The organism is Castellaniella hirudinis, assembly GCF_042651965.1.
Classification (GTDB): Bacteria; Pseudomonadota; Gammaproteobacteria; order Burkholderiales; family Burkholderiaceae_B; genus Castellaniella; species Castellaniella hirudinis.
In genome coordinates, this window is sequence record NZ_JBHSDY010000001.1 from 321,961 (window position 1) to 338,201 (window position 16,241).

Consider the following 16,241-nt stretch of genomic DNA (forward strand, 5'->3'; position numbering starts at 1 on the left):
TTAATATTTTTTCCACACCACTCGATTCACGTAATCAGTGTAGCTGTGGATGATACGCAGCACCTTGTCCGAGACATTAGGCATGCTGTAGTCAGCTACCTGGCGCAGCAACCGCTCAGCACCACGCGGCTGGTTCCCCAAAACAGCCAGCCCTTGTAGCACACGTAGATATTCTAGGCCCACCATCATCACAGCCGCTTCCTCCATACCCTCAGGTCGCTCATGAGCCTCACGCAGGTTCAAGGCCGGAAAGTTCAGAATGGAGGATTCCTCGTTAATAGTGCCACTATCCGACAGCACAGCCCGCGCAGACATCTGCAGCTTGTTGTAGTCAGTAAACCCCAGCGGTTTGAGCAACTGGACCAAGGGGTGAAATTGCGAGCCCATGGCATCCACCCGCTTCTGCGTACGCGGATGAGTGGAGACGATCACCGGCAAACCATAGGCTTCGGCCACCTGATTGAGGACCTGTACTAGCTTATTAAAATTCTGCTTGGATTCGATATTTTCCTCGCGGTGTGCACTGACCACGAAAAAACTCTCTGGCTGCAACCCCAATCGCCTCAGCACATCTGATGAGTCTATCCGCGCACGGTAATGTGTCAATACCTCAAACATGGGGCTTCCAGTCTTGATCACCTGATCCGGAGGCAACCCTTCACGTAGCAGATATTCACGCGCAATACTACTGTAAGTCAGGTTTATATCAGCAGTATGGTCAACGATGCGGCGATTAATTTCCTCAGGCACACGCTGATCGAAACAACGATTCCCAGCTTCCATATGAAAAGTGGGAATCTTTCGTCGCTTAGCTGGGATGACTGCCATGCAGCTATTAGTATCGCCCAGCACCAACAAAGCATCAGGCCTCACCTCGGCTAGCACACGATCTACCGAAATAATAACTTTGCCTATGGTTTCGGCGCCTGTAGCTCCAGCGGCTTCCAGAAAATAATCAGGTTTACGTATACCAAGGTCCTGAAAGAAAATTTCATTTAATTCATAATCGTAATTCTGACCCGTGTGAACCAATACATGATCACAGTATTCGTCCAAACGACCCATAACTCGGGACAAGCGAATAATTTCGGGACGGGTTCCTACAACAGTGACTATTTTTAATCTTTTCACGATAATCCTGCAATTCAATTCGTCAACGGCATGGCATACGTATCAGGATGCTCACGATCAAAAATTTCATTAGCCCATAGCATGACTAGCATTTCGTCTGTTCCGATATTAGTAATATCATGCGTCCAACCCGGCACAGTCTCCACGATTTCCGGCTGTTCCCCATTGGTTTTCTTTTCATAAAACTCGCCCGTTTGAATATGACGGAAACGGAAATTCGCCTGGCCTTTAATAACCAAAAATTTCTCCGTTTTTGTGTGATGGTAGTGTCCACCACGGGTCACACCTGGATGTGCGGTAAAGTAAGAAAACTGCCCTGCTTCCGGCGTCTTCAGCATTTCTACAAAACAGCCCCTGGGATCTTCATATTTGGGCACTTGATAAGTAAATTGCTCTGGTTTCAGGTAACTGACATAGGTGGCGTATAACGCTCTCACCAAACCAGCCCCTACATTTTCTGTAATCAGGGTATCGCGCCCGCCTCGAAATGCGTGAATTAAATCTGACAACTCACCCACTGTCGTAGCATACTGAGGGTTCACGTCCACATAAGGAGAGCCAGCAAGCTCGCCATCCATGACCCGGATGAAATGCGTAACTACATCATCTATATACACCAATGTCACAGGCGCTGCACGATCATGTACGTTGATGGGCAAACCCGCCGCAATGTTATGACAGAATGTCGCGACAGCGGAATTGTAGTTGGGGCGTGCCCACTTGCCGAATACGTTGGGTAAACGGAACAAATGCACAGTCACTTGCGTACCGCCCGCCAGGTCCAACAGCACTTTTTCGGCCGTATTTTTACTGACTCCATAAGGATTATCCAACAGCGCTTGCGTGGATGAGGAGTACAGCACCGACATACGCTGACCAGTCTGCTTGATGGCATCGGCCAACACCTGAGTCAAGCCAGCGTTCACGGTTTGGAACTCGGCGGTCTCTTGGGGCCGATTAATACCAGCCAGATGAAAAACACAACTTACACCTTGGAGCATAGCGGGCAATTGCCCTGGAGAATGCTCTCGAGTGAACTCAACGACCTCAATATCCTTACGCTCAACGAGATGTTGCAGTAAGTTCTTGCCAATGAAGCCTTGTGCACCGGTGATCAGTACCTTCATGTCATTCCTCCGGCTGAGCGTTTTCGCCACGCTGGATGGCTTGCATGAAGCTCAGCTTCAGCAATAGTTTTTTCATGCCCTCAACATCCAGCCGCTCAGTATTATGCGAATTGTAGTCCTCAGCACGTGAGATTTTCTCCTGACCTTGCTCAACATACTTAGCATAATTCAGATCGCGTAGATCTGGCGGCACACGATAATAATTTCCCATGTCTTCTGCACACGCCATTTCTTCGCGACTTAGCAAAGCCTCATACAGTTTTTCGCCGTGACGTGTCCCAATGACATTAATAGGATGATCAGGCACGCCTGCGAGCTGTGTCACGGCTTTTGCGAGGGTATGCACTGTGGCAGCAGGCGCCTTCTGCACGAACAAATCTCCGTTACGACCATGTGAAAAGGCATACAGCACCAGATCCACAGCATCCGCCAGCGTCATCATGAAGCGCGTCATATTAGGATCCGTAATCGTCAGTGGGCGTCCCGCTCTAATTTGCTCAATAAAGAGCGGAATCACAGAGCCACGAGAAGCCATGACATTGCCATAGCGCGTGCCGCAAATCACAGTTTTCCCCGTGTCCACGTTACGCGACTTAGCCACCATGACCTTTTCCATCATGGCTTTTGAAATACCCATGGCATTAATGGGATAAACCGCCTTATCAGTACTTAGGCACACCACCCGGCTGACATCATTCTGCACTGCAGCTTCCAGCACATTTTCCGTGCCCAATACGTTGGTTTTGACGGCCTCCATCGGGTGAAATTCGCAGGAAGGCACTTGCTTGAGCGCTGCCGCGTGAAAAATATAATCCACCCCCCGAGTCGCGTTAAGTACACTTTGATAATCACGCACATCGCCAATATAAAACTTGAGCCTGGAGTCAGCGTAGGATCTACGCATATCATCCTGTTTTTTTTCATCTCGACTGAAAATACGAATTTCAGCGAGATCACTATCCAGGAATCGCTTGAGCACGGCATTACCAAACGAACCCGTCCCCCCAGTAACCATGAGCTTTGCGTTGGATTTGAGCATTATATAGAACAATAGATTGGTTTTAATAAAATGAATTATGACATAGAGGCATCTGACATACGACGTAGTATTTCATGACTTACTTCTATCCCATATAAACTGACGAACAATGGCTCTTTACATAACATTTAAATCAAGAAAGAACGATCACTACTAACTATCTCAAGCAATCGACCTTGAAACTCGACCTAACGACCAGAGCAAAAAAATCAAAAGCTCTAAGAGGGGGTAAAAAATTTCCGCCAAGCAACGTAAATTATCATTGGGATCAATGTCCACACGAGACCATGATCATAGAACAATGGCCCCTCACCAGGAAGCTGGGAGAAGTGATACCCTGCAACTGCGCCCATGATGCCAAACGCACCGATTAATGCACTGGCTCCCTGAGGCAGGCAGGCAAGCAAACCAAGAATGATTGAAGCACATACTAGCGCAAAAATCGCTATCGGCCATCCTCCAAGAGCATAACCTGAAATATGCACCGCAGCAGGCGCAGTCCCCCTGCCTTCGAAGCCATCATGACCGAATATACGAGTGTATACATAGGTACTAGGTCGACAACTTGGTCCAACCCTGGCTTGTTCACGAATACCTCCACATACGCTTCCCTCCTCCGTAAATATCTGATAATAGAATGGATAAAGGGTTGCCATCCGAGTCAAGCCTGCAAAAACCATTTCCGGCGCACGCTGCCAAGCCGTCTTCGCCACAGACACTGGCTGATCTCGAACCGGTTGATCCAGACGGAATACATGCACAGAAATAATCAAATAGGCGGCAAACAAAGCGACAGCTCCAATGGATGTCTTGACATAAGGGTACGTTTTACTATGTGAAAAAATAGTTAGCACCAGCGTCGCCTCAAACAGGAGAAATGGCCACTTCATATTTAGCAGGATCATGTAAATTGATTCAATAATAATGACCACAGCCGCAGCCACAATCCAGAATAGCCCTGATCGTCGGAAACAACGAATCAACGCGTAAACAGCCAGGTACGGCAAGATAGACATCAGCACCGCCATCGCCCAAAAACTAAGCCCCGCCAGGATCTGAAAACGAATCTCAACTGACGAAACAGCATCCGAGCCTGCTCCATATAACGCAAACGCTTGCGCCTGCCACAGGCTATACCCCACAAAGCCAAGCGCAAGACAGGTGATCACAACATAATCAAGGATACGAATCTCTGGTATTTTCGAACACCAACGATAAATTGAAGATCCCAGCATACGTCGCACCAACACGACAATCGGGGGAACTAATAAAAATGGCAAAAAAAGCAGCAACCAATAGAGAGGAGTAAAAATAGTTGGAAAATCATAAATCACTGCATAACGCGGAACCTCCATCAATCGCCTACGACCATAATCCGTCGTGAATAAGAAATTCCCTATAACAACAGTCAAAAAAAACGCCGACAGAAAAACAAACGGCGCCAGATTTTTAACAATCCATTGTCGCAGAACCTCCCGCCAGAGCCGAGAAGTTGATGGAAAATTATGCAGGACGGTTTGAGACATTTTTGTTAAGTGAAGGTACAGTTTTTACGTAGAACATACTGACGGAAAAGGCCGGCAAGAATAAATATATTACATTAATCTCGAATCAAGCCAACACTCAGCGATCGAAATAGCCGGAACAAGCAAGTCAATAGCACGGCAACCAGCAACAAAATCCATGCTACTGCCCAAATCACCGCCTTCCAGTTGACGCTGCCATTATAAATGGCCGAAGGAGCTAGAAAATGCATCATCACAAATGCCGCTAAGACAAAAGCAACCATTCTATAATTTAGCGTGAATCGTATTTCCCTTTCCCCGACCCAGAGAGTCAAACAGAAATATAAAAGCGCGCACGCAACATAAGAAATCGCAAAATAATCTAACGATTGACTGTAGGATGAGTACATATAAGCAAGCAGGGCAACAGCGTTACTGATAGCAGCCAGCACAACAAGCTGCTTGAGATGCCCGAGCACTTCAAATTTTTTCTGGGAATAAAGTGCTAGCGTACTTATCATAATTCCGACCCCAATCAGAAACGCTCGAAAAAAAGAGACATGCTGAAGATCTGGTGAAAAATACGTTAACTGCACTTTTACAAACGACACATAGAAAAATATCGCAGCTAGAAATAAAACCGCGAGAAGCGTGGTCGAAAATTCAATTAGCTGAGATAGTTCCTGCTTTTTTTTCTCACGAAAGAGGCGAAAAATCATGGAATGAGCGATCAGCATGATAGGCATCGAGATGAACCCAGAAACACCGATCAGAATATCCTTCGTAAAAGCATAGCCAGCCACACCAGGCCCTCCTACCTGCCCCAGGAAGAAGCGATCCGTATAACTGCTCACAAGCATCAAGGCAAACCATAGAAACATAGGTCCGCCATAAGCTAAAAACCTAGAATTTTCGAAAGGAGACTCAGTGGCGGCAAGGCGACGCTGACGCTTAAGAAATACGCTGGTGAACCATGTCCAACGAATATATAGGAAGAGAGTAACAAGACCTGCTAAAAAACCTGCGCCATAGCCTGCGACGGACAACGGGAGCGAGTGATTATTAACGAGAATCACATAGCCAGCAAACAGCAGTTGGGCCATGCAGAGCACGAAAGCACTGACGACCTGGCCGCGCATCCGCCGTTCTGGTTGAAATAAGGAAACAGCGACATAAAACAGTCCCTGCACAATAATCAAAAACAAAACACTGATGCTAAGCGTTAGATTTCTGAAAAACAAAAAAAATATGCTGGCAGTGATAACAGAGGATAGCACCACAGAAGCAACAGCTATCTTCATTACTTGAATAATAAAGTCCGCCTTCCCTTTACGTAACGGAAAATAAAAGATTACTGAGCTGGCAATCCAACCCGAAGCAATCTGCGAACCAATTACCCCAGCGGCAATTGCAGCGGAGTAGGCCACATAGCCCTCAGACGGAAAGCTCATGTACATGGAAACCATATACACAATCATCGATAGAGCTGGGAAAACCTTTACTATCAAATAGAGAAATAGACTCCGTATCATGCCAATATTACTTAGACCAATAGTTGGATCAATTATGCGCAGGACAGGTATATTTCACTGAAACGAACCTCGCAATAGGTCTGGAAAAATCATCTCAACCAGAATCCTCCCTTGCTGCTGAGGTAGTTTCCTCTGTTGACAGAAAGCAAATGCACCTTTCGCAACTAAACGAGACGAAGCGTAGTTAGCGCCCATATTGCGCTGCAGACATTCAATTAGCCCCTGCACTGTCACATCATCCAAAACGAGCAGGTGCTCATAGTACTCCTGAGGGATACCTGGCAAACGAGAAGAAATCACTGGCACACCAGTATTCATATATTCCAACAGTTTAGAAGGGAATGAATATCGTAAATAGGTGTCGCCAGGTATGCGTGCATTGACAAGGAAGCTCGCTTTACGTGAAAGCGCTTTGACATCCTCAGGAGGGATGCTGCCTAGGTATCGGATATACACATGTTCGCTAGCCGCTCGGCGGACGTCCCCTTCCATAGCACCTGCTCCGCACAACACTAAGCAGACCTGACCCGCCAACCGTTTAGCAGCCTCAAGCAGAATACCAACACCATAGGGCTCAGCCAGCCCTCCAGCGTAGAAAAGAAAACCTTTCTCCAAACCATATTTATGAAGCACTTCCGCATCATGTTGTTTCAATACCTCTGCAGACTCTTCGCTGAGCTCTGCCACTCCCTCCAGAACAGCCATGCATTTGCTATTCCAGGAGGGGCGCGACTGCACTAGGCCGGAAGTAATACCAATAATTCCCATGGCCTGATCACTGAGACTTAGCACAAGTAAGGTGTCGATTTTTTTTAGAAACCTGAACAACCAACTACGTTTACTGCCAATATTCATGTACTGCGGCAGATCAGGAATATAAATATAAAATGGAATATGAAACCATTTGGAGAGAACCGTCGCGGATAGCACTAATGGTGTATGCAGTGAATACACCAGGATTGCCGAGGGCCGCTGAGAGCCTCTGCGCAGAGCATACCACCCAGCCTTCAGGATGGAGAAGGTGCGTGACAGATGACTAAGAAGAGGCACATTAATGTAACCAACCGCTTGGGCTTGTTGCCCTTGAGCATCAACCCCCTTAAAAGCCCTCAAAAGAATCGTACGATTGCGTGGAAAGATCCGCGCAGGATACAAACCAATTGTCTCGACCTCGACATCATTCTTCCGCAGCCCCTCCACAATTCTAGACTCCAATTTTCGAGCAGCATATTGATGATTTTTTTCCGCCTTATCATGAAATTCAAAATACGCTTGAGGACAGAAAAACCCCAAGTGCAGTAACCTTTTTTTTTCAAACACTATTTTCCCACTATCACACGGAGAGCGAGGGATTGCACGCAAATGCAGGATTCCTCTCAACCAAGGCAGCAGTACTGCCCCCTTAGAAGCTGAATTTTCCCATTCTGTAAGAAAATCAAATTTCATGATAATGAGGCACACATCACAGTCTTCATTGAATGAGAAATAATTAGATCAATAAATGGACTGTGATTCCCGCCGCAACTGCTCGATTTCTTGTTTCAGAGTTTCATATTCCCGCATCTTGATCTTCAGGAAGTTTCGAGTTAAATCTGTTTTTGCCGCAATCCCCGCCGGGGTCAACAAATACGCATACCCCAGCTTGTTCTCACTATTCCGGAAGTTCTGCATCTTGATCAGCCCCTTATCCAGCAAAGCACGCATGCAGTAATTTGTCTTGCCCAGGCTGATGCCCAGAGCCCGTGACAAGTCGCGCTGGCTCAGGCCAGGGTCGGATTCCAGTAGGCGTAGAACCTTCAGGTGGCTTTCTTCGTAGGTGATGTCAGGCATTTCAGGCACGCTACCGCCGTGCTGTGACACGGTCAGCAAGCGCCAGGGTAATGTTCATTGGGTGAACGGGATGATACATCACCTGGACAAGCACTGAAACCCGGAATTTCCTATGGGAGTTATCTGAAATGGCTGCGATGTTTTGATCCGTTCGGGGATTCCAGTCTGGTCAACGCGGAACGGGACGGTAGAGTGGAAGTCTCTCACCCATTGCTGAAGTCCCATTTTTTGACCATCATTCATCTATGCGAACATTGCCACGCGCAGATCGTATCGACGCCGCAACGGTCGAAATGGTTACGATCCAGAGGTTACCGGGCAGACCTGGAAACCTGGTCGCTGAACATTCTGGGCGCCGCCACTCTGGACGACGTCTTTCGCGACTGACGCTCAGGCGCGCCTATCATCAGGGTATAGGACTCGACGCTCTTGCTGACACGGCACCCAGCGACACCGAGGATCAAGAAGGCTTCAAGATCTTGCGTCGCGACGGTTTTTTGGGAACAGCCTTGCTTTCATCGATCGGGTCGGCAACCTTGGCGGCCTTCTTCTTGAGAGAAGGCTTATGATCCAGGAAATTGGCGCCTGGCAGACAAATGGCCCCATGGGGCATCCGCGAGGTAAGTGTCATGCACAGCTCTCGGATCGCCCCGTACAGAATCGACAACCCATTCACCACGACCAGATCATCAGCCTGATCCTCCGTGTCGGATCCGCGATACTCGAAAAACCCCATGACCTGGATATCTATGGTGTAGGGTGCCGGTTTCCCCTTTTCATTGTCAACAATGAATCTCAAGGACAGGAAATGAGATGTGTCTTTATGACGCTCATGTCGCGTCTGAACGCCAATGTTGACGCCAGCCCACTCGAACCCCGCGGCGTCGGCAAGATCCTCAGATGCCGGCTTGATATCAATGCCGGCAAATACGGTCGCTTTAGTCTGAACGCTGCTTGGCTTCATCTTCATGCAACCTTCATTAGGCCCTCATCCGGGCCGACCGCCCAAGTGCCATAGGTTTGTTCATTGACAGCCGCCGCTGCAGACTTGATGAGACGAAAGCGTGGCACACCATGCTGGCGCTGCATAGCGCCTTCGAGCATGGACCAGTCATGCTCATCCTGATCGATCTGATGAAAGGTGGGGGTCTTGGCATAAACACGAAGGTCCAGGTCCAAGTCAAGCACACGGGCCAGCTTCACGAGGGTGCGCAGTGACAGATTTTCATTGCCTGCCAGCACGCGTGAGACATACCCCGCAGACACATCAGCCTTCTCGGCATATTCTTTCTGGCTCATTCCGTGCTCCGCCAGTGCCTCGAGCACACTGGACGCGAACTGATGCCGTAGCCGGGCCTCCCAGTAAGAGTCTTTTTCCCTGGCGGCAGCCAGCAATTCTGAAAACATGCTCATGATGTTCTCCGCGCAATCAATGCATCATCAATAAAAATCATAGGTATCTGAGGCCTCCATTGCGATGCCCATCCCGATACGCCTTTTGTTCACGCCTGAGCATCCGTTCGATTTGCTTGGGCGTTGTCTGCTGCTTCTTGTGATGAACCGCGGGGACAATGATCACTTGCCGATCCTCCCCATAGAACCAGTACAGCCGCAACGGCCCCTTGATGAACTCATAGATCTGCGCCCCCGCCACAGCCTCATGGCAACGTTTTGGGACCCCCAGGTACATCTGAGGTCCCTTGGGCCGTGTCAGGACGACACCGAGCATAGCCAGCAAGTCGGCCATAGCGCCTGAAAGATTGGGGTCATCCATGATCCGCCGGATATCGTCATGCAAGCTGGATCGCCCATCCGCCGAGCATGGGGTGAACGCCTTCCAACAGGGAGGCTGATCACCGCATAGATCATCAAGGCTCAGCAGATACACAGAATGTTAACTCATAGGTAAATTTTTTGTCATGATATACCAGTATGAATGCTTGTCAGAGATTAACAGCGTTCCAGGCTGCGCCGATCCTCGCTATGCCGAATCTGTCCACTACTCACGCGGGGCGCCGTACCAGCCGCCTCGCGTGATTTCAAGCCTATGTTCGCAGGCTATCTGAAATCCCCCCTCACCCCCAGCCACACCCCATGCTGCATCTGCCCTGCCCCGTGCTGGCCGGTGTAGGCCAAGGTGACGTGGATACGTCGTGCAACAGGCGCCTGCACGCCCAGGTCCAAACGCAGGGCATGACGTGGCAGGGGCAGGCCTTCCGCCTCGAAGCGTCGGGCTGGATCAGCCCGATACGCCTGGGGGCTGCTCAGGGTCGATCCGCCCCACAGACGGCGCACACCCAGATCCAGACGCATCAAGGCATCGCCATGCGGGGTGGCCCAGGGGCGCTGGAGATGAATGCCCAGTTGCCCGATCCAGCGCTGATCAGTCTGCGCGTCCAGCGAAACGGCGGCCAGTCCGCCGTGTTCATCCACGGCGGGGCGATGCAGCCGCAGCCAGACCATCCGGGCATAGGGCGTCAGTTGCCACGACCCCAGGGGAATCGGTGTCTCCGGCTGGACGTGCAGCCAGGCCTGGGACAGCCGTGCGGCGGGACGGCTGCGCAGCGGAGATTCGGCCGGATCGGCCTGGCGGTCGAGATCGGCCCGATGCCAGGACTGCGCGGCTCCCAGGGCCAGGCGCCCGCCGTGCCGGGCCAGGCTGACCCCCAGGCCCAGGTGGGCGGACCGGTCCCGCAGGCGATAGGCGCCGCCTGTTGCCGTGCGCTCAAGGCCCGGGCCGGTGCCGGACGAACCGGCTGACCCATCTGAGGACCACGCCCCGGTCGTCAGGCGGGTTTCCTGCACGCCGGCATAGACCGCCAGCGCGCTGTTCGCGCCCATCAGGCGGCTGATGCCGATCTGCAGACCGGCGGTATCCCGGTCGTCGCCCGGCAGGCCGTGGGCGCCGGACCGTTCGGTATTGGCGGCCCAGCTTTGCGCCCAGACCCGGCCGCCGGCGGTGTGCGCCAGGGCGGATTCCCGCAGGAAGCGGCTGTCGTCCAGCAAGGCGCCGCGCCAGGCGGCGTCGGCCGTGTTCAGGCCCTGGTCGTTGAATCGCAGGCCCAAGGTGACGGCGTTGGGGCCGTAGTCCAGTACGGGATCCAGATAGCGCAAGGTGCTGACGGCCCGGACATAGCGGCCGTCGCCGGGCACGGGATCACCGCCGCCATCGGCCCCGTATTCCAGACCGCCATCCGCCTGGACGATGACCCAGCGGCGATCGGGTGTCCATACACCGGGCGACGGATCGATCCACAACTCGCCGCCCAGGCGCGCGGTGCCGAAGGACCAGATCCGGTCGGCCTGACCGTCGGCGTCGATGCGAATGCGGGTCTGCGCGACGGGCAGCAGCGCCAGCCGCTGACCGATCAGCAGGGCGCCGGTCCGATCCGGTGCGCCGGGTTGCAATCGCCCGGCGACGCGAGCCTCGTCCACCTGGCCGACACCGGACAGCACGGTGCCGGGCCGGGTCAGCACCGGTCCCCACCACAAGCGATCGATCCGCAGCCCGCCCTGCGCCAGGATCAGCGGATCACGGCCCAGGCTGAAGCCGGTGCCCGTCAGTCTCAGGGTGCCGGCGCCGTCCTTGACGATGGGGGCGTCGGCCTGGATATGGCCCGCAAGGGTCGCCTCGCCGGACGCCACGCGCCAGACTGCGGCCTCGGCCAGACCGGCGACGGGCGGCAGCCCCCAGTAGGCCGGCGGCGTCTGGGCCGTGGCGGCGGAGCGGACCTGCAGGATCTGCCCGATGCGCACACCGGGGCGCAACTCCAGCCGGGTGCCGGCCGCCATGTCCAAACCGTTGCCCGGCCCGCCCAGGGCATTGTCGTGCGCCAGACCCAGGCTGCCTTCGGCCAGGACGACCTGACCGACCGGGGCGCCGGCCCCCGCCAGCTCCAGATGTCCGCCGCCCAGTTTCCAGAGCGAAACGGGGCTCAGGGGATCGACGGGATGGCCCAGTGTGGGGCCCTGCAGCCATAGCGTCCGCCCCGGCGCGACCCGGAACCCGCCCGCGCCTTCCAACTGCAGGCTGCGCTGGACGCGCCGGTCGTCGGCAACCGCGATCCATTGGTCACGCAAAACAAAAGGCGCCGGGGAATCGTCCCACGGCGCCTCGGTCGATGCCTGCGTCAGGCCCGGCGGCGGCAGGCCCAGGCAGCACAGCGCCAGGATGGCGCGGATGTGATGGAGTTTGAAGATGGACATGAATGTCTCCTGTCAGAGTTAACAGTCACACAATGTGACAGCTCTGGTTTTACAGAAGACACGGTGGGAGCGTGGTTTGGAATGCTGTGGAATAAGGATGGGTCAAAGTGCGGCATTGATCCGCCCGATGAACCGATTGATCGCAAGCCTATCCTGCCACCCTTTCCAGAAATATTCCGGGGTCTTGCGAGAACTGCGCAAAATTTTCCGGTGTGATGACGATCGGCAGCGCCCTCGATACCTGGGCACTGAACGCCTCCAGGCCCTTGGCGGATTTTTTACGCCCCGACTTCACCTCGATGGCGTACAGCCGATCGCGGTATTGATACACAAAATCCACCTCGTCATTGCGCTCGCGCCAGTAATACACCTGACCAGGCTGCTGCGCCAGTTCACAGCCCACCGCCAGTTCAAACGCGCGGCCACGCTGCTCGGCATTGCTGTCCACCGCCACACCCGCCGCCATGCTGTAGAGCGCCGGGCAAGCCGGCAGCATCTTTGGGCTGGAACTACGCGACAAATGCGCTTTGGGCGAGTATTTCTGCAGCGCATGCAACAAAAAGGCACCGCCATACAACGCGATATAGTGTTTGACCAGATCGGTATTGCCCTTGTCCTGCAGTTGCCCCAACAGCTTGGTGTAGCTGATTTCCTGCGCTGGGTAGGCGCACAAGATCTCGAACGCCTGCCGAAACAGCGCCGGGTTGGTCACCCGCCGGCTTTGCAAGATGTCCTTGCCGATCACCGCCTCGACAATCGCGTCCTTCATATAGGCATACCAGCGATCGGGATCATGTTCCAGCACCACCGCGCCGGGGTAGCCGCCGTAAGCCAGATACCGATCCAGATCGTAGTCAAACGCCGCCTGCAGTTCGGCAAAACGCCAATGGTGTACGCGCAGCAGTTCGAAACGTCCGGCCAGGCTCTCAGTGACGCCACTTTGCAATTGCAAGGCGCTGGAACCCAGCAGCAGCACGCGCAGGCGACCAGGCTGCGCATCCCACAGCGCCTTCACCGTTTCGGGCCAATTGGGGACTTTCTGGATTTCATCCACCACCAACAATGCCTCATCGCCCAGCAACAGTGCCTGCTGCCACTGCTGCAGCAACCAACTGCGGTCACTCACCAGCACGTCATCGGCATTGGCATAATGCGCTGACCAACCACCCGACGCCAACAACTGACGCACCCCCGTCGTCTTGCCCACCTGACGCGGCCCTACCACCACCTGAATGAAGTGCGGCGGATCTTGTAGGCGCCGGGCAAGCTGGGAGACGAAGGGGCGTTGGTAGGTCATCATTCTTAATAATAGGTCAATCTATTAAATATAACAGCAAGTCCTAGTATTTTGTGTTTCCGCCACGACCCTATCGATCCACCAGCCGTTCAGGTGATCTCCCGCTGATACTTCCACGTGCTGGCGCACATCTCTTCCAGCGTGCGGGTCGCCGTCCAGCCCAGGTCGCGGCGGGCCTTGGCGGGGTCGGCGTAGCAAGCGGCAACATCGCCGGGGCGGCGCGGCTGGATGCGGTAGGGCACATCCCGCCCGGATGCCTGCTCGAAAGCGCGCACGACCTCCAGCACGCTCTGGCCGCGCCCGGTGCCCAGGTTGATGGCATGCCAGCCGGGATGACCCGCCAGGAAACCCAAGGCGGCGGCGTGGCCTTCGGCCAGGTCCATGACGTGGATGTAGTCGCGGACGCCGGTGCCGTCGGGCGTGGGATAGTCGTCGCCGAAGACATTTAACTCGGTCCGCAGGCCCGCGGCGACCTGGGCGACGTAGGGCATCAGGTTGTTCGGCACGCCCCGGGGGCTTTCACCGATCAGGCCGCTGTCATGCGCGCCGACCGGGTTGAAGTAACGCAGGCAGGCGATGCGCCAGGACGGATCGGAGGCGGCCAGGTCCCCCAGGATTTCCTCGATGTGCAGCTTGCTGCGGCCGTAGGGGTTGGTGGCGCCTGTCGGGTGATGTTCATCCAGAGGCAGATAGCCGGGCTCGCCATAGACGGTGGCGCTGCTGCTGAAAACCAGCGTGCGCACCTCGACGGCGCGCATGGCTTGCAGCAGGGACAGCGTGCCCTGGACATTATTGGCAAAGTAGTCCAGCGGCTTTGCGACCGATTCGCCCACGGCCTTCAACCCCGCGAAATGAACCACGGCGTCGATGGCATGGTCGCCCAGGACGCGCTCCAGCAGCGCGCCATCGCGCACGTCGCCCCGGACAAAGGCCGGCGATGTGCCCAGAATGCGCGCCAGCCGGCCGATGACGGCGTCACTGCTGTTGCTCAGGTTGTCGAGCAGGACGACGTGATGGCCCTGTTGCGCCAGGACGGTGGCGGTATGGCTGCCGATGTAGCCCGTGCCGCCGGTGAGCAGGATGTTCATGCGGATTGCGGCTCCATGTAGGTAAGATCGTTGAATGGTACAGCCTGCGCGGTGTTTCAGCCGTACGATTCATCACAAGGCCGAACATTCACCCAGCCATCCTGCGGGCCGCCGTCACGGCCCACCCGCTACAATTCACCATCACATTTTGTCATCAACACCTCCATGCCCACCCACCCGGCTGCTTCCCCCGCCTGGCTGTCGACCTGGATGTCGGCCGGCGCCGCGCTGTCCTTCCTGCTGATGCTGTCGGTGCCGTCGGGCTATTCCGTGGGCGGCGGCGTGCTGCTGCTGGGCGGCCTGGCGATCTGGTGGACGGGCCGGCGCGCCGCGTCCGCACCCGGAACCGCCGGCACCCGGCACTTCGGGGAAATCGCCCCCTGGACGGTCGAGGACCGCACGCTGTGCGCGCTGCTGCTGGCGGTGTTCGCGATCAACACGCTGGCCGTGCTGTGGCACGGGGATTCGGGCAAGTATCTGGACCAGGGCGTCCGCTACCTGTTGGCACTGCCGATTCTGGCGGGACTGCGGCGCGTCCGGCTGCGCCTGGACTGGCTGGCGGCGGGACTGGCGCTGGGGCTATTCGCCACGGCGGGCATCGCCGCATGGCAGACACGCTGGGTGGGGCTTGTCCGTGCCGAGGGCTTCGTCACCAGCGCCATCCCGTTCGGCGACATGGCGCTGACCATGGCGTTCTGGTGTCTGATGGGCGCCGCCCTGGCGGCGATCCAGCGGCGCCGGGCCTGGGCCGCGCTGCTGCTGGCCGGGTCGCTGGCCGGCACCTACGCCATGATCGCCTCCGCCTCGCGCGGCAGTCTGGTGGCCTTGCCGATCCTGGCGATCCTAGCGGCGATCGCGTTATTGCGCCGCGCCCATCTGCGCCCCCTGTTGGCCGGCGTCGCCATCCTGACAACGGCGGCCGCCATCCTGCTGGCGGCGCTGCCCGGCAGCCATATCGCCGAAAGCCGCTACGCCGCCGCCCTGGACGAGTGGCACGCCTACAGTCAGCAGGGCGACGCGACGAACAATGTCGGTTCCCGCCTGGAGGCCTGGAAGGCCGCACTGATCAGCATCCCGGAACGCCCCCTGCTGGGCTGGGGCCATACGCAATACCAGGATCATCTGCGGGAACTCATCGAAACCGGACGCATCGCCCCCTTCGTCGGGACACTGTCCAATACGCACAACCAGTTCATCGAGATCTGGCTGCATCAGGGTTCCCTGGGACTGATCGCATTCCTGTCGCTGCTGATCGCCGGCTTCTGGTATTTTTGCCGCCGCCTGCGCGCCCCCGACCCGACGGTGCGGGTGCTGGCTTGTTGCGGCGCGGCGCTGCCGTCCGCCTTTGCCGCCTTCGGCCTGACCCAGGTGATCCTGGGCCGCAACAACGGGGTGATGTTCTTTCTGGTGTCCCTGGCCGTGCTGTGGGCCGCAATGCGGCAGGCGGAACGGGATGCGGAGACCGGGAGCGCCTGATCCCTGCCCT

General features: G+C 55.3%; 14 protein-coding genes. 1 reads left to right on the forward strand and 13 read right to left on the reverse strand.

All coding sequences use genetic code 11. From position 1 onward, the window contains the following. The 13 genes from wecB to galE form a co-directional block, all read right to left on the reverse strand. Complete coding sequence (gene wecB, locus ACFO0J_RS01635) at positions 1 to 1,131, reverse strand: non-hydrolyzing UDP-N-acetylglucosamine 2-epimerase (RefSeq protein WP_376811318.1); 1,131 nt, start codon at positions 1,129 to 1,131, stop codon at positions 1 to 3. 14 nt (positions 1,132 to 1,145) lie between these two features. Then, positions 1,146 to 2,258, reverse strand: a complete 1,113-nt coding sequence (gene wbjC, locus ACFO0J_RS01640) for a UDP-2-acetamido-2,6-beta-L-arabino-hexul-4-ose reductase (protein WP_376811319.1) — start codon at positions 2,256 to 2,258, stop codon at positions 1,146 to 1,148. A 1-nt stretch (position 2,259) separates the two neighbouring features. Beyond that, on the reverse strand, positions 2,260 to 3,297 hold the full coding sequence (locus ACFO0J_RS01645) for a polysaccharide biosynthesis protein (protein ID WP_376811320.1): 1,038 nt from the start codon (positions 3,295 to 3,297) through the stop codon (positions 2,260 to 2,262). A 218-nt stretch (positions 3,298 to 3,515) separates the two neighbouring features. Further along, positions 3,516 to 4,823 (reverse strand): hypothetical protein, encoded by a 1,308-nt coding sequence (locus tag ACFO0J_RS01650; RefSeq protein ID WP_376811321.1) that lies wholly within the window; start codon positions 4,821 to 4,823, stop codon positions 3,516 to 3,518. A 74-nt stretch (positions 4,824 to 4,897) separates the two neighbouring features. Further along, the gene (locus ACFO0J_RS01655) at positions 4,898 to 6,268 is read right to left on the reverse strand and encodes an MATE family efflux transporter (protein WP_376811322.1); all 1,371 of its coding nucleotides are present in this window, start codon (positions 6,266 to 6,268) and stop codon (positions 4,898 to 4,900) included. A 120-nt stretch (positions 6,269 to 6,388) separates the two neighbouring features. Next, positions 6,389 to 7,780, reverse strand: a complete 1,392-nt coding sequence (locus ACFO0J_RS01660; RefSeq protein ID WP_376811323.1) for a glycosyltransferase — start codon at positions 7,778 to 7,780, stop codon at positions 6,389 to 6,391. Between the two features lie 48 nt (positions 7,781 to 7,828). Continuing rightward, positions 7,829 to 8,164 (reverse strand): MarR family EPS-associated transcriptional regulator, encoded by a 336-nt coding sequence (locus ACFO0J_RS01665; protein ID WP_376811324.1) that lies wholly within the window; start codon positions 8,162 to 8,164, stop codon positions 7,829 to 7,831. A 460-nt stretch (positions 8,165 to 8,624) separates the two neighbouring features. Beyond that, positions 8,625 to 9,134, reverse strand: a complete 510-nt coding sequence (locus ACFO0J_RS01670) for a hypothetical protein (protein WP_376811325.1) — start codon at positions 9,132 to 9,134, stop codon at positions 8,625 to 8,627. Beyond that, positions 9,131 to 9,577: a helix-turn-helix domain-containing protein gene (locus ACFO0J_RS01675; RefSeq protein ID WP_376811326.1), complete on the reverse strand. Its 447-nt coding sequence runs from the start codon at positions 9,575 to 9,577 to the stop codon at positions 9,131 to 9,133. The genes ACFO0J_RS01670 and ACFO0J_RS01675 overlap by 4 nt, the downstream gene beginning before the upstream one ends. Before the next feature lie 37 nt (positions 9,578 to 9,614). Continuing rightward, complete coding sequence (locus ACFO0J_RS01680; RefSeq protein ID WP_376811327.1) at positions 9,615 to 9,962, reverse strand: hypothetical protein; 348 nt, start codon at positions 9,960 to 9,962, stop codon at positions 9,615 to 9,617. Positions 9,963 to 10,222: 260 nt separating this feature from the next. Continuing rightward, positions 10,223 to 12,370: an autotransporter outer membrane beta-barrel domain-containing protein gene (locus ACFO0J_RS01685; protein ID WP_376811328.1), complete on the reverse strand. Its 2,148-nt coding sequence runs from the start codon at positions 12,368 to 12,370 to the stop codon at positions 10,223 to 10,225. A gap of 148 nt (positions 12,371 to 12,518) precedes the next feature. Next, positions 12,519 to 13,670, reverse strand: a complete 1,152-nt coding sequence (locus ACFO0J_RS01690; protein ID WP_376811329.1) for an ATP-binding protein — start codon at positions 13,668 to 13,670, stop codon at positions 12,519 to 12,521. Positions 13,671 to 13,756: 86 nt separating this feature from the next. Continuing rightward, positions 13,757 to 14,755: a UDP-glucose 4-epimerase GalE gene (galE, locus tag ACFO0J_RS01695; protein WP_376811330.1), complete on the reverse strand. Its 999-nt coding sequence runs from the start codon at positions 14,753 to 14,755 to the stop codon at positions 13,757 to 13,759. 165 nt (positions 14,756 to 14,920) lie between these two features. Between galE and ACFO0J_RS01700 the strand changes: the two genes are divergently transcribed. Beyond that, complete coding sequence (locus ACFO0J_RS01700) at positions 14,921 to 16,231, forward strand: O-antigen ligase family protein (RefSeq protein WP_376811331.1); 1,311 nt, start codon at positions 14,921 to 14,923, stop codon at positions 16,229 to 16,231. Positions 16,232 to 16,241 lie beyond the last annotated feature (10 nt).

What these genes read in the sequence shown, in the direction of transcription:
- wbjC (WP_376811319.1), bottom strand. Translation starts at nt 2,258, where the DNA reads ATGAAGGTACTGATCACCGGTGCACAAGGCTTCATTGGCAAGAACTTA.
- ACFO0J_RS01645 (WP_376811320.1), bottom strand. Translation starts at nt 3,297, where the DNA reads ATGCTCAAATCCAACGCAAAGCTCATGGTTACTGGGGGGACGGGTTCG.
- ACFO0J_RS01650 (WP_376811321.1), bottom strand. Translation starts at nt 4,823, where the DNA reads ATGTCTCAAACCGTCCTGCATAATTTTCCATCAACTTCTCGGCTCTGG.
- ACFO0J_RS01655 (WP_376811322.1), bottom strand. Translation starts at nt 6,268, where the DNA reads ATGGTTTCCATGTACATGAGCTTTCCGTCTGAGGGCTATGTGGCCTAC.
- ACFO0J_RS01660 (WP_376811323.1), bottom strand. Translation starts at nt 7,780, where the DNA reads ATGAAATTTGATTTTCTTACAGAATGGGAAAATTCAGCTTCTAAGGGG.
- ACFO0J_RS01665 (WP_376811324.1), bottom strand. Translation starts at nt 8,164, where the DNA reads ATGCCTGACATCACCTACGAAGAAAGCCACCTGAAGGTTCTACGCCTA.
- ACFO0J_RS01670 (WP_376811325.1), bottom strand. Translation starts at nt 9,134, where the DNA reads ATGAAGATGAAGCCAAGCAGCGTTCAGACTAAAGCGACCGTATTTGCC.
- ACFO0J_RS01675 (WP_376811326.1), bottom strand. Translation starts at nt 9,577, where the DNA reads ATGAGCATGTTTTCAGAATTGCTGGCTGCCGCCAGGGAAAAAGACTCT.
- ACFO0J_RS01685 (WP_376811328.1), bottom strand. Translation starts at nt 12,370, where the DNA reads ATGTCCATCTTCAAACTCCATCACATCCGCGCCATCCTGGCGCTGTGC.
- ACFO0J_RS01690 (WP_376811329.1), bottom strand. Translation starts at nt 13,670, where the DNA reads ATGATGACCTACCAACGCCCCTTCGTCTCCCAGCTTGCCCGGCGCCTA.
- galE (WP_376811330.1), bottom strand. Translation starts at nt 14,755, where the DNA reads ATGAACATCCTGCTCACCGGCGGCACGGGCTACATCGGCAGCCATACC.
- ACFO0J_RS01700 (WP_376811331.1), top strand. Translation starts at nt 14,921, where the DNA reads ATGCCCACCCACCCGGCTGCTTCCCCCGCCTGGCTGTCGACCTGGATG.